We start from the raw sequence: 12,348 nt of genomic DNA on the forward strand, positions 1-12,348 counted from the left end.
CTCCGTACAGGCACCCTCATGCCTCATGACGACCAACGCCTCCGGGCCCTGCCTGACCCTGACCAGCCCCACCGACGTCCTCGCCGCGGTGCCCTACCTCGTGGGGTTCCACCCGGTCGACAGCCTCATCGTGCTCGGCCTCGCCCGAGGACAGGCCAAGCTGGCGACCCGCTGGCCACTACCGTTTCCGCCGGGCACGCTGGAGCCTTTGTCGGCGCTGTTCCATCGTGAGGCCATCACCCACATCATCCTGATCGGCTACGGCTCTGGAGACCGGGTCACCCCGGCCGTGGACGAGGCCCGCCGACTGGCCGCCCGAGCGAGTGTCGGCGTGGACGAGGCCCTGCGCGCCGAGGGCGGCCGCTACTGGTCGTACGTGTGCGACGTGCCCCAGTGCTGCCCTCCCGAAGGCACTCCGTACGACACCTCGACCAGCCAGATCGCCGCCGAGGCCACCGTGCACGGCCTCGTGGCCCTGCCCAACCGCCAGAGCCTGGAACGCACCCTCGCCCCGCTCACCGGCCCCGTCCGGGTGTCGATGCGCCGCGCCACGGCGGAGGCCGTCGCCGAGTTCCGCACCCGGCTGATGGAGGCGACGGACGTGAACGCGTTCGCCCAGCAGTTCGTCACCCGGGGCCTGGTAAGAGTCCGCGCCGCCCTGGCCACCCACGCCGCCGGTGGCCGCCTGGACGACGCCGAAGCGGCCAGGCTCGGCCTCGACCTGGCGGTGATCAGAATCCGCGACGAAGCCTGGACCCTCGCCGGCGACTCCCACGCCGCCCTCTGGAAAGACCTCACCCGCCGCCTGGAGCCACGCTTCACCCCGCCGGCCGCGTCCCTGCTGGCCATGGCCTCCTGGCGCACGGGCGACAGCGTCCTGGCCACCATCGCCCTCGAACGCGCCCTGACCACCGACCCGACCTACTCGATGGCCAACCTTCTCATGCACGCCCTTCAGCAACTCCTGTCCCCGGCGACCCTGCTCGACCGCCTCCCCACCCCAGCCGAACTGGACTCCGCAATGGGCCCCGTTCACGCGGGCTGGCTGATCCCCCTGATCAACATCCTCGACGAAGACCACGAAACGGCGGCTTGATCTGCATACCTCAACCCCACGCCGAGCCCAACCGCCCGGACTCCTAAAGGTAGCCTTTGGAGGCACGAGATCAGATAATCTGATTTTATGAAGGTGATGACTGCCACCGAGGCGTCTCGGAGCTTCGCGACGGTTCTCGACGAAGCAGAACGAGGTGAAACAATCATGGTGACTCGCGGTGGAAAGCGGATTGCGGTGATCGGTCCCGCGCCCACTGCGCCAGGACGGATGGTCAAGGCATTCTTGGCCAGAAGCGCGGGGACGCTGGACGCCGACTTCGAGGGCGATGTGGCGGCCGCCCGCGAGACGGTCGACGACGAGATGAGGAACACGTGGCCCGACGCCTGATCCTCGACACGGGTGTGCTCATCGCCGCGGAGCGAGGCAAGGCGTCTGTGGACACGGTGATCGGAGACGCCGACGATGTGGCGATCGCCGCCATCACCGTGGCTGAGTTGCTGGTCGGTGTGGAGCTGGCCGATGCTGCACGTCGCCCCAATCGGCAGGCTTTTGTGGATGAGGTTCTTGCGCTGATTCCGGTCGAGGAATACACGACGGACATTGCCAGGGTTCATGCTCGTCTCATGGCGCATGTTCGGCGAGAGGGAAAGAAGCGGGGAGCGTACGATCTGCTGATCGCTGCGACGGCCGCGACCACCGCGAGAACGGTGATTACGATGGACTCGTCCGCCGCATTCGACGATCTCCCCGGTGTCAGGGCGCAAGTCGTTCCTCATTGAGCTGTACCACGTGGCCTGGTGGTGCTCCTCGCGACGCAGTCGTTCGTCGTACACACGTATCTGAGGCGGATGGCCCAAGATGTGGAGTGGACGTCATACTCTGGCAGGGCGAGGGCATGGCGACTCGTCAGTGTGTCAGCACGGCGCCCAGGCGTCGGATCACGTCGGCCTCGGCTGAGCTTGGCTCCACGGCTTGAATTCTCGTGATCGTTTCTCGGTCCGGCCCTTGAGGGGGGCCGCTCCTGCAGGTGAAGGCCTAGTTTCGAGGCGCGGGTGACCCGCCGTGTTCGGGTCGCGGCTTGTTCATGGGTAGTGGGTCGGGGGCAGGGCGGGCGCTGGAGCGGCACCGGTAACCGGCGGAGGTCGTCGCGCAAGGCGGCATCGCGGCGATTGCTGCCTTGAGCTTGGGGTCCAGTTCGGCGGTGGTGGCGAAACGGGCACCGTGCTCGCGGCATGTGGCCACCGTCTCGGCGGCGCAGAACGCGCTGTCGCCGTGCATCATCAGCGTGCTGTCGTCCCGCTGGCACGCGCCATAGGAATCGACTCGCACAGCAGGGACGCGGCAATCTGCCACCCGCCAGGGCCATACAGTTGACTGCGGCCTGGATGCAGCATCTGAAGCAGAATGTAACGATCGATGGACGCCCCATCAATGACATCGAAGCCGCATATGCTTATTGCGGATGCTCTGGAGTCACGGTATGGGATGGGACGAACTGGTATTATCCTGTGCCGAAACATGACAGATTCGATAAGTGGATGAAAACCGGAGTTCTCGACGGGACTCAAAAGAATGTGACTAACGCAAAACAGGGGCGGTAGGATTTGGATGCGATGCTGAGCATAGGCGGCGGTGACGGCGCCGTTTGGACATTCTGGTCATGCGTTGAAGACGGAGGGAAGAAAGCATTATGTGGATAAGAGCAGTTTTGGCAGGGGGTCTTTTAGGCGTCGTGCTTATCGGAATTATCCTTGCCTTCCGAAGTGGGTTGTTTTCTGCGCCCATTCCTCAGGTAACTCCCGCCGCTCTCGATGATGTACGCCGCATCGGCATAGTGCAGGCGGAGGATGGCATCGAAGACAGCTACGATGATGATGTAGAGATCACTAATACGTTCGTCATTGATGTCGGAAGCACGAGCAACAAGGAAGCGATCGACAAAACTGCCGACCTTCTCAGCGGGCGGGGATGGGAGATTCTAGGAAAGAGCCCAACAGGGGCGGCAATGAAATCCGCTAAATGGGCCGCATCCTTGTCCGTGGATTCATTCGATCCCGCATCTCTCCGGTACCATCCCAAAATTCTGAAAGCACTACAGGGCAAATCGGTCAGGGCGGAAGCCTTTGCCATCGTCCGAGTCAACGTTTATCAGGGCGGATAACTCGATCAAAAGTCCAAACTTTCACGATCTGCTCTATGTTAATTTGCGCCAGCTTGCGATCTCTGGAATTGGTTGAGAGGGTGATATGGCCGCCGCGAGCCTGCCCCTTGTTCTCCTCGGCTGGTGTCGTTGAGGCGGCCTGCCGTCGTGCTGAGAAGCGATCGAGCTGATGATCACGATGGCTTGAGGATGTGCCGGTGGGTTCTGAGGCACCCCGAACCTCTGCGGCGCCGGCACGTCCGCAGCACGCGGGGATGGGCCCAATTGATCACCCCCGTGTGCCGGGTCTACGACCGCATCGGGGCGGCATTCTTGGCTTTGGCCGCCGCTAGCATCGTCGGCCTTGCTTGCTCGTTGTCTGAACCGTCAGGCCGTGTGTCATCTCTCTGTACCCCAAACGAGGGCTGTCCGGTCGGCGGGCAGGATGCGTTTGCGCTTGTGCGGCTGGCTGAGGACGAATACCGGAACCCCCTCGGGGATGTCCAGTTCCCTCCGCTCGTCTGGGGACGGCATGCGAGCGGTGACCTCTGCGGGCCCCTCCACGATCACCCGTTCGACGGGGGCCTGTGGGCGGACGTAGGAGCCTTCACGCTTCACGGTGACGATCAGTCCCTCGCTGCGCAGAACCCCGAGTGCCTGCCGTACGGCGACGCGGCCGAGCTCGTACTCCTGCATCAGCCGGCCCTCTGACGAGAGTGCCTGGCCAGGCTTGAGCCGTCCCGCTGCGATGTCCGCGCGGATGATGTCGGCGAGCTGCCGGTGCACAGGTCGATCGGAGCCGAAGTCGATCACAACACTTCATCATCACAACCCCACTACCTCATATGGTCTTGTAGGCATATGCCCATAAGGAACGAGCAGCAGGAACGTTGCCACATCAAGGTAGGGGAGGTTGCCGCTATGCCTGAGCTTCTAGGTCTAGAGGCAGATGCCTGGCCTTGTCCGAGACTCTCCGCCCATCCGTCAGTCCGCAGCACGGCCGCCACCACGACGCACATCGACTGGACTAAGGAGGAACCGGTCCGCCAGCGGATAGTGGACTACACCTGCTCCTGCCGCGCACTCGTCTATGAGCTGCTGAGCTGCGGCGGCCACTACATGATCCGTTGCACGCACCAGACCACGTCTCCCAAGGTCTTCTACGCCGGGCCATGGCCACGGGCCGTGGCAGAGCGCGTTTGGACGATGATCCTCATGGGCGAGGCTCGCTGATGGCACTGGCCCGTTGGTCGCCCTATGGCGGAGCCTGGCCCCAATTAAACCGAGAACAGCAGGTAAGACCGCCTCGCTCCATGCCGGGTCTGAGCAGGACCGCGACCACCACGAGGTACGCCTGCACGCGGTCGAACGCTTCGAACGGCACCCCGGCGGTCTGTACCAGCATGACGATGGTGGCGGCGTCCGGATGGATCGCGGACAAATAGCCAGCGTGCTCACCGTCTACGCCCACGCGCTGGCGCTGCTGATCACTACGCCGATCCACAACCAGAGCCGATCCACAACCAGAGAGCCGTCTGCCGGCGCAGCGGTGCCCACGGCGAGACCGGCCCTTCGTCGATCCAGGGCACATGCGCTCCGGCGGCCACGATTCCCCGCGTATCCGGACGATACAGCGGGATTCCAGAAATATTGCGGGGTGATGTCTTGTGGCTCGGACGACCGCCGTCGTAGCGTATCGGCACTGGCGATTGATACGCATCGACGATTTCCTCCAGGAGGTGTCATGGCGGCGTTCACCAGCAAGGACGTCGCGCGTATCGCCGGTGTCTCGCAGAGCACCGTGTCCTATGTGATGACCGGCAAGCGACCCATTTCCGAGCGCACGCGGCAGCGGGTCCTGGACGCGATGGCGCAGCTCACCTACGAGCCGCACTCCGGCGCCCGGGCTCTCGCGGGGCGCCGCACCCGGGTGGTCGGTCTGGTGGTGCGCTTCGGGGCCGGGGGCGATGCCTTCGGGTTGCTGCCGTTCATCGAGACCATCGCCAGCTCCGCCCGCGCCCACGATCACGAGGTTCTGCTCGTGACCGCGGACGAGGGCTCCGCGGGTCTGCGGCGCCTCGCCGGACGGGCCCTGTGCGACGCGATCATCATGATGGACATCGAGGAGCAGGACGAGCGGGTCCCGGTGGCCGCCGCGCTGTCCGTTCCGGTGGTGCTCATCGGTGTGCCGGCCGACCCGGCCGGGCTGCACTGCGTCGACCTCGACTTCGAGGCGGCGGCCCGGATGGCCGTCGAGGAGCTGGCCGACACCGGCCACGACGAGATCGTCATTGTGGGCTACCCGGCTGCGGCGATGGAGCGTGGCCTGAACTACGTCGGCCGCTTTCTGCGATCGGTGCGGCGGCAGGCGCGGGTGCGCGGCCTTCCGTTGACGGTGATCGAACCGGTCGACCATGGGCAGGAGGCCGCCGCGGCCGATCAGCTCCTCGCCCGGCGGACCGGCGGGCGTCTCGGAGCAGTGGTGCCGCACAGCGACGACGCCCGGCGGACTGGCGGGCGTCTTGGAGTGGTGGTGCCGCACAGCGACGCGATCATGCCGCTGCTGAACGCGCTGCGGAAGAAGGACGTCGTGCCGGGCCGTGACATCTCCCTCATCGGACTCAGTTCCGACCGTTGGGCCGAACAGTCCGATCCGCCATACACGAATATCTCTGTGGAACCGCGCGACGTCTCCCGGCGCGCGATGGAGACGCTGTTCTGGTTACTCGATCCGAGTTCCGGGGTGGAACGTCCCGCAATCGACCTGGTCGCGCCACGACTCACCCGTCGGACGACCGTGATGCCTACTCCCTCCAACTGATCACCGACGGCCTCGGTCAGGGGCCCCGATAAGCATCGTCGATGCGTATCGACGGACGCTCGTACCGCCGCAGTCGATACGTATCGACTGCTTGATTCACCCCGGAACCCTCCGTATCCGAAAGGACACGACATGATCCGCTCCCCCCGTTCCCGCCGCGCCCAGGCCGCGCTCGCCTCGATGCTCACCCTGCCTCTCGCCCTCACCGCCTGCGGCGGCGGCTCGAACGGCGGTGGCTCGAACAGCGGCGGCGACTCCTCGACCCTGCGGGTGCTCGACTACTACAACAACGAGCCGAGCAAGACGGTCTGGCAGAAGGCCATCGACGCCTGCGGCAAGCAGGCAGGTGTCACCATCCAGCGCGAGGCGGTGCCCGGCGCGACCCTGATCCAGAAGGTGCTCCAGCAGGCGTCCTCGCGGACCCTTCCGGACGTCCTGATGCTGGACAACCCCGATCTGCAGCAGATCGCCCAGACCGGCGCCCTCACTCCGCTGAACGACCTCGGGCTCAAGGCCGACGGGTACGTGGAGGGCGTGGTCAGCGCCTCTACGTACAAGGACAAGCTCTATGGCCTGCAGCCGATCACCAACACCATCGGGCTGTTCTACAACAAGGACCTGCTCGACAAGGCGGGCGTGAAGCCGCCGACGACCTGGGCGGAGCTGAAGACGGCGGCCAAGAAGCTGACCTCCGGCGGCACGTACGGGCTGGCGTTCTCGGCACCGGCGAACTATGAGGGCACCTGGCAGTTCCTGCCGTTCATGTGGTCCAACGGCGGCGACGAGAAGAACATCGCGACGCCGGAGACCGCGCAGGCCGTGCAGTTGTGGGTCGACCTGATGAACGACGGCTCGGTGTCGAAGTCCGCTCTCAACTGGACCCAGGCGGACGTCAACGACCAGTTCCGGGCGGGCAAGGCCGCGATGGCGATCAACGGGCCCTGGCAGTTCCCCGCGTTGGCCGAGGGCAAGAGCGTCAACTACGCGGTGGCGCCGATCCCGGCACCGGTCGCCGGCAAACCGATCGTCGCGCCGCTCGGCGGTGAGACGTGGGCCGTGCCGCAGACCGGGAACAAGGACAAGCAGGCCAAGGCCGCCAAGGTCGTCGCCTGTCTCAACTCCGACGACAACCAGCTCAGCCTCGCCAAGGACACCCAGACCATCCCCACCAAGAAGGCGCTGCTGGAGAAGTTCAGCTCCAGCAACCCGAACATGGCCGGTTTCGTGGACCAGATCCCGACCGCGCGGGCCCGCACCGGTGAACTCGGCGCGGACTGGCCGAAGGCGGCCACGAAGATCTACACCGCGTTCCAGTCCGCGTTGACCGGCCAGGCCGCACCGGCCAAGGCCCTGGAAACGGCTCAGAATGGTTGAGCACCCACAACCGTCCACCATGGTGCGTCAGACAGATCCACCACCGCCGGCCATCGTGGCGGACGACGGAATCGATGCCCGGCCCCCCTTCTGGCACTCGCTCCACTTCCAGAATCGTGCCGCGCAGGTGCTGTTCCTGGCCCCGGCCGTGATCTACATGGTGGCGTTCTTCGGCTACCCGATCGTCAAGAACTTCTTGATGGCCTTCCAGGAGTACTCGACGAGCACCTTCTACACCGGCGAGGCGCCGTGGGTCGGGTTCGCCAACTACGCCGCGGTGGTGTCCTCCCCGGTGTTCGGCAAGGCCATGCTGAACACCGTCCTGTTCACCGCCGGCTCGATCGCCGCGCAGTTCGTCATCGGTCTGGCGCTGGCGATGTTCTTCCGGCGCCGCTTCCCGCTCAACGGTGTGCTCCGGTCGTTGATCCTGCTGCCGTGGCTGATCCCGCTGATCGCCTCCGGCGCGGTCTGGCGGTGGATCCTCGACAAGGACAACGGCGCGCTCAACCGGTTCCTGGACGCCATTGGGGTGGCGAGCGACCACCCCGGCTGGCTGACCAGCACCTCGCTGGCCCTGGTGGCGGTGATGCTGGTGAACATCTGGATCGGCATCCCGTTCAACCTGACCATTCTCTACGGCGGGCTCCAGGACATCCCGGAGGACCTGTACGAGGCGGCCGCGCTGGACGGGGCGGGCGGCTGGCAGCGGTTCCGGTATGTGACCTGGCCGTTGCTGCGCCCGGTGGTGAGCGTCGTGCTGGTGCTCGGCGTGGTCTACACGATCAAGGTGCTGGACGTGATCCTGGCGCTGACCGGCGGCGGGCCGGCCAACGCCAGCCAGACCATCGCGACGCAGTCGTACCACCTGTCGTTCCAGCAGTTCGACTTCGGGCAGGGTGCCGCGCTCGGCAACATCCTGATCGCGATCTCCCTGGTGTTCGCCATCTTCTACCTGCGCGCCAACCGGCGTGCCGCGGACGAGTGAGGCCGTCATGACCATCACCACAAGGCGCACCCGGGCCGGCTGGGGCAGCACCGCCGCCGGGATCGTCATCCTCGCCGTTCTGCTGTTCCCGATCTATTGGATGGTCAACGTCTCGCTGCAGCCGGGCGGCTCGGCGGTCGGCACCCCGTGGCTGCCGCTCGACTTCAGCTTCGACGGCTACGCCACCGCGCTCGGTCAGCAGGGCCGCAACCTGGTCACGAGCCTGGTCGTCGCCCTCGGCTCGGTCGTGTTCAGCCTGCTGATCGCGATGCCGGCGGCCTACGCCCTGGCGCAGTTCAAGATCCGCTTCGTGGGCGCGTTCCTCTTCGGGATCCTGATCTCGCAGATGATCCCGGGGATCGTCATCGCGAACGCGCTCTACACCGCCTACAACGACCTGGGACTGCTCAACTCGATCCCGGGCCTGATCCTCGCCGACTCGACCGCGGGCATCCCGTTCGCGATCCTGATCGTCCGCGCGTTCATGATCAACATCCCGCGGGCGGTCCTGGAGGCCGGCCGGGTCGACGGGGCCGGTCACGTCCGGACGTTCGTCTCCATCGTGCTGCCGATGAGCCGCAACGCGCTCATCACCGCGGCCCTGTTCACCTTCCTCTTCTCCTGGGCGGACTTCCTGTTCGCCCTCACCCTCACCACGACCGAGGACGTGCGCCCGGTGACGCTCGGGCTCTACACCTACATCGGGACATACGTGAACGACTGGAGCTCGGTCATGGCCACCGCCGTGCTCGCCTCCATCCCGGCCATCGTCCTGCTCGTCGTCGCCCAGCGCTACGTCGCCGCGGGCACGACGGCGGGCGCGGTCAAGTAAATCCCCCAGCAGAAAAGGTTCGACATGACAAACGGAACTGCCGGCCCGCTGCGTGTGACGGTGTGGGGCGAGAACCGTCACGAGCAGATCGAGGAGCACGTGGCGAAGATCTATCCGAAGGGCATGCACACGACGATCGCGGAGGGCATCCAGGAGAACCTCGCCGACGGCTGCGTCATCCGTACCGCCACCCTGGACGAGCCGGAGCACGGGCTGACCGAGGAGGTGCTGGCCGACACCGACGTGCTCACCTGGTGGGGTCACGCGGCGCACGACGAGGTGGCCGACGAGGTCGTCGAGCGCGTCCACCGGCATGTGCTGTCCGGGATGGGGCTCGTCGTGCTGCACTCCGGGCACTGGTCGAAGATCTTCACCAAGCTCATGGGTACGAGCTGCACCCTGCGCTGGCGCGACGAGCACGACCGTGAGCTCATCTGGACGGTCGACCCCACGCACCCCATCGCCAAGGGCGTGCCGCACCCGCTGATCATCGAAGAGGATGAGATGTACGGGGAGTTCTTCGACATCCCGGCACCGGACGAGCTCGTGTTCGTCAGCTCGTTCAGCGGCGGGGAGGTCTTCCGCAGCGGCTGCACCTTCCGCCGCGGCCACGGCAAGATCTTCTACTTCCGGCCGGGGGACCAGGCGTACCCCACCTACCATCACAAGGACGTGCGCCGGGTCATCGCGAACGGCGTCGCCTGGGCCCGCACCGACCGGCCGGAACGGAGCCATCCCGTGCTCCTGCGGTACGCGACCGAGGAGTTCTTCCAGGGCCAGGGCTACACGGGACCGCTGCAGTGAGCTTCCGGACGATCCCCTCCAGCCCGGCGGACCCGCTCCGCGTGGTCATCGTCGGCGCCGGCGGCATGGGCCGGGTCTGGCTGTCCACGGTCACCGACTCGCCCGAGGTGCTGCTCACCGGCATCGCCGACCTGAACGTGGCGCTGGCCCGGGAGGTCGCCGACTCGGCCGGCCTGCCGGACCTCCCGGTCGGCGCCGACGCCGTCGCCCTCGCCCGGCAGACCGGCGCCCAGGCGCTGATCAACGTGACCATTCCCGAGGCGCACCACCCGGTGACCACCGAGGCGTTGTTCGCCGGTCTGCCGGTGCTCGGTGAGAAACCGGTCGCGGAGAACGTGAGCCGGGCGCTGTCCATGGCCGCCGCGGCCGAGGTCACCGGCGAACTGTTCATGGTCAGCCAGTCCCGCCGCTGGAACCCGCAGCTCGCCGCGCTGCGGGGGATGACCGCGCGGCTCGGCGCGATCGGGACGGTGAGCACGGCGTTCTTCCGGTCTGAGCGGTTCGGCGGGTTTCGCGATCTGATGGCGTACCCGCTGCTCATCGACATGGCGATCCACGCTTTCGACTCGGCGCGTTTCCTGCTCCGGGCCGAGCCGGTGACGGCGTACTGCCAGTCGTACAACCCGCCATGGAGCTGGTTCGCGGGGGACGCCAACGCGACCGTGGTGTTCGAGATGGACGGCGGGACCCGGTACGTCTACAACGGCAGCTGGTGCAGTCCCGGCGACATCACCTCGTGGAACGGGAGCTGGCGGGTCAGCGGTGAGAAGGGCACCGCGCTCTGGGACGGCGACCACGACCCGGTCCTCGACGCCGAGGTGGCCGCCGGTGAACCGGCCGGCCCGCCGTACTCCGGGATCGCCGGCGCCTTGCAGGTGTTCACGCGGGCGCTCCGGACCGGGGAGCCGCCGTCCGGCGAGGTGCACGAGAACGTGATGAGCCTGGCGATGGTGGAGGCGGCGGTGCGGTCGGCGACGAGCGGCCGGATCGAGCGCCTGGACGACGTGCTCGAACGGGCCCACGCGCAGGCGCTGCGGGAGGAGACCCGGACGGACGTACGGGACGCTCTCGCCGGATGGTCCTCGGTGCGTGAGGTGCTGGCCGGCGCCGAGCGGGTGGAGACGTGAGGACGGGGGGCTGTGACGGCTACTGGTTCTCCTCGCGACGTCGCCGTTCGTTGTACGCGCGCATCCGGGGTGGGTAGCCCATGATCTGAACGTCGTACACCGGCAGAGCCAGGTCGCGGGCGACCTTGTGGATCACGGCGGGGGAGCCGACCCGGCGGCGGGTCCACTCGCCGTCGTCGGCCACGGCGACGGCCGTGGTGTCGGTCGCGAAGGTTTCGGGTTCGACGAAGAACTCGACGCCTCGCCGCGATTTGGCGAAGGCGATGAGAGCCTCGATATCGGCGTCAGTGGCTTCCCGGTCGAACTTCGCGATTTTGGAACCGCGCAGCCGCCGAATGCCGTAGCGGTCTCGCCATCTCATGAGTCCTTTTTATACCGCCAAACGGTCACGCGCGTCGGGGTGATCTAGGGGACACATCGGGGATTCTCCCGATGGCCATGATGACGTGCGGTGGTCAGTATGGAGGGAGACCGCACGAATCTAAGGAGAGGCATGGCTGTTATGGCTGGGGTACCCACACACCGGGGCCCGGGACAGGTGCCGCCGGCTCACCTGCGCGTCACCAACCAGGACCGTGAGCACGTGGTCGAGCACGTTCAGGCGGCTTACGCGGAGGGGCGTTTCGACAAGCTCGAGTTCGACGACCGGCTGGAGCGCGCGATGACCGCGCGTACGCACGGTGATCTGATGCCCATCATGGCGGAGCTGTACGGCACGAGTGCCATCCCCAGGATTCGCCCCATGTCCGCGCCGGTTCGGCCCGAGGCGGCGCCGGAGAGCAACGAACGGCTCGGGGCTTCGGCGGCTCATCTGCTGACGCTGGTGGGATTCCCGGTCATCGGGCCGTTGATCCTGCTGCTGACGGGCGGCAAGACCTCGCCCTACATTCGGCGGCACGCGTTGGAGGCCCTGAACTTCCAGCTCACGGTGGTGGGGGCGACGTTCCTGCTGCCGTTCACCATCATCGGGGTCGTGCTTCTTCCCTTCATTTGGGTGGCGGCGGTCGTGCTGTCCATTGCCGGTGGCATTTCGGCGCTCTCGGAGAACCCGTTCCGCTATCCGATGACGGTTCGTCTGGTGAAGTAGGTCAGCCTCCTGAGCGGTCGTCGCTTGCGGCTCGTACAGTCGGTGCGGACGCCGTTGGCGATCAATCGCACGATTTTGGAGGTGTCGCTGGAGGAGCCGGCGGCCTCACCCGATCTGAAGG

Annotated in this window: 15 protein-coding genes; 11 read left to right on the forward strand and 4 right to left on the reverse strand. The window is 66.4% G+C overall.

All coding sequences use genetic code 11. The annotated features are described in order from the left end of the window. Positions 1–25 precede the first annotated feature (25 nt). The 3 genes from AB0J16_RS53785 to AB0J16_RS53795 all read left to right on the forward strand — a co-directional run bounded on the left by AB0J16_RS53785 (position 26) and on the right by AB0J16_RS53795 (position 1,836). Entirely contained in the window at positions 26–1,096 is a 1,071-nt protein-coding gene (locus AB0J16_RS53785; protein ID WP_358555264.1) for a DUF4192 domain-containing protein, read from the forward strand. Between the two features lie 87 nt (positions 1,097–1,183). Further along, a complete protein-coding gene (locus AB0J16_RS53790) occupies positions 1,184–1,444 on the forward strand; it encodes a type II toxin-antitoxin system prevent-host-death family antitoxin (protein ID WP_358442051.1) in 261 nt (86 codons plus the stop codon). Next, entirely contained in the window at positions 1,429–1,836 is a 408-nt protein-coding gene (locus tag AB0J16_RS53795; protein WP_358442050.1) for a PIN domain-containing protein, read from the forward strand. Before AB0J16_RS53790 ends, AB0J16_RS53795 begins: the two co-directional genes overlap by 16 nt. Positions 1,837–2,092: 256 nt before the next feature. Here AB0J16_RS53795 and AB0J16_RS53800 read toward each other — a convergent pair whose 3' ends face one another. Continuing rightward, the gene (locus AB0J16_RS53800; protein ID WP_358442047.1) at positions 2,093–2,386 is read right to left on the reverse strand and encodes a hypothetical protein; all 294 of its coding nucleotides are present in this window, start codon (positions 2,384–2,386) and stop codon (positions 2,093–2,095) included. Between the two features lie 403 nt (positions 2,387–2,789). Between AB0J16_RS53800 and AB0J16_RS53805 the strand changes: the two genes are divergently transcribed. After that, a complete protein-coding gene (locus AB0J16_RS53805; RefSeq protein WP_358555267.1) occupies positions 2,790–3,218 on the forward strand; it encodes a hypothetical protein in 429 nt (142 codons plus the stop codon). Positions 3,219–3,596: 378 nt separating this feature from the next. Here AB0J16_RS53805 and AB0J16_RS53810 read toward each other — a convergent pair whose 3' ends face one another. Further along, positions 3,597–4,010: a GntR family transcriptional regulator gene (locus tag AB0J16_RS53810; protein WP_358555270.1), complete on the reverse strand. Its 414-nt coding sequence runs from the start codon at positions 4,008–4,010 to the stop codon at positions 3,597–3,599. Between the two features lie 442 nt (positions 4,011–4,452). Then, complete coding sequence (locus AB0J16_RS53815; RefSeq protein WP_358555272.1) at positions 4,453–4,638, reverse strand: hypothetical protein; 186 nt, start codon at positions 4,636–4,638, stop codon at positions 4,453–4,455. A gap of 303 nt (positions 4,639–4,941) precedes the next feature. Here AB0J16_RS53815 and AB0J16_RS53820 point away from each other — a divergent pair, with 303 nt between their 5' ends. The 6 genes from AB0J16_RS53820 (at position 4,942) to AB0J16_RS53845 (ending at position 11,140) form a co-directional block, all read left to right on the forward strand. Continuing rightward, complete coding sequence (locus AB0J16_RS53820) at positions 4,942–6,018, forward strand: LacI family DNA-binding transcriptional regulator (RefSeq protein WP_358555275.1); 1,077 nt, start codon at positions 4,942–4,944, stop codon at positions 6,016–6,018. Between the two features lie 132 nt (positions 6,019–6,150). Then, complete coding sequence (locus AB0J16_RS53825) at positions 6,151–7,392, forward strand: sugar ABC transporter substrate-binding protein (RefSeq protein WP_358555277.1); 1,242 nt, start codon at positions 6,151–6,153, stop codon at positions 7,390–7,392. Positions 7,393–7,411: 19 nt separating this feature from the next. After that, positions 7,412–8,377 carry a sugar ABC transporter permease gene (locus tag AB0J16_RS53830; protein ID WP_358555280.1) on the forward strand — a complete coding sequence of 322 codons (966 nt, stop codon included), beginning with the start codon at positions 7,412–7,414 and terminating at the stop codon, positions 8,375–8,377. A 7-nt stretch (positions 8,378–8,384) separates the two neighbouring features. Beyond that, on the forward strand, positions 8,385–9,209 hold the full coding sequence (locus tag AB0J16_RS53835; RefSeq protein WP_358555283.1) for a carbohydrate ABC transporter permease: 825 nt from the start codon (positions 8,385–8,387) through the stop codon (positions 9,207–9,209). 24 nt (positions 9,210–9,233) lie between these two features. Next, positions 9,234–10,013, forward strand: coding sequence for a ThuA domain-containing protein (locus AB0J16_RS53840; RefSeq protein ID WP_358555286.1), 780 nt, complete (start codon positions 9,234–9,236; stop codon positions 10,011–10,013). Further along, on the forward strand, positions 10,010–11,140 hold the full coding sequence (locus AB0J16_RS53845; protein ID WP_358555289.1) for a Gfo/Idh/MocA family oxidoreductase: 1,131 nt from the start codon (positions 10,010–10,012) through the stop codon (positions 11,138–11,140). The genes AB0J16_RS53840 and AB0J16_RS53845 overlap by 4 nt, the downstream gene beginning before the upstream one ends. 19 nt (positions 11,141–11,159) lie before the next feature. On the opposite strand, the gene AB0J16_RS53850 is transcribed toward AB0J16_RS53845, so the two are convergent. Then, the gene (locus tag AB0J16_RS53850; protein WP_357940043.1) at positions 11,160–11,501 is read right to left on the reverse strand and encodes a hypothetical protein; all 342 of its coding nucleotides are present in this window, start codon (positions 11,499–11,501) and stop codon (positions 11,160–11,162) included. Between the two features lie 141 nt (positions 11,502–11,642). Here AB0J16_RS53850 and AB0J16_RS53855 point away from each other — a divergent pair, with 141 nt between their 5' ends. Next, positions 11,643–12,227, forward strand: coding sequence for a DUF1707 and DUF4870 domain-containing protein (locus AB0J16_RS53855; protein ID WP_358555297.1), 585 nt, complete (start codon positions 11,643–11,645; stop codon positions 12,225–12,227). The last annotated feature ends 121 nt before the right edge of the window (positions 12,228–12,348 follow it).

Source organism: Nonomuraea sp. NPDC049750, assembly GCF_040659625.1.
Lineage (GTDB): Bacteria > Actinomycetota > Actinomycetes > Streptosporangiales > Streptosporangiaceae > Nonomuraea.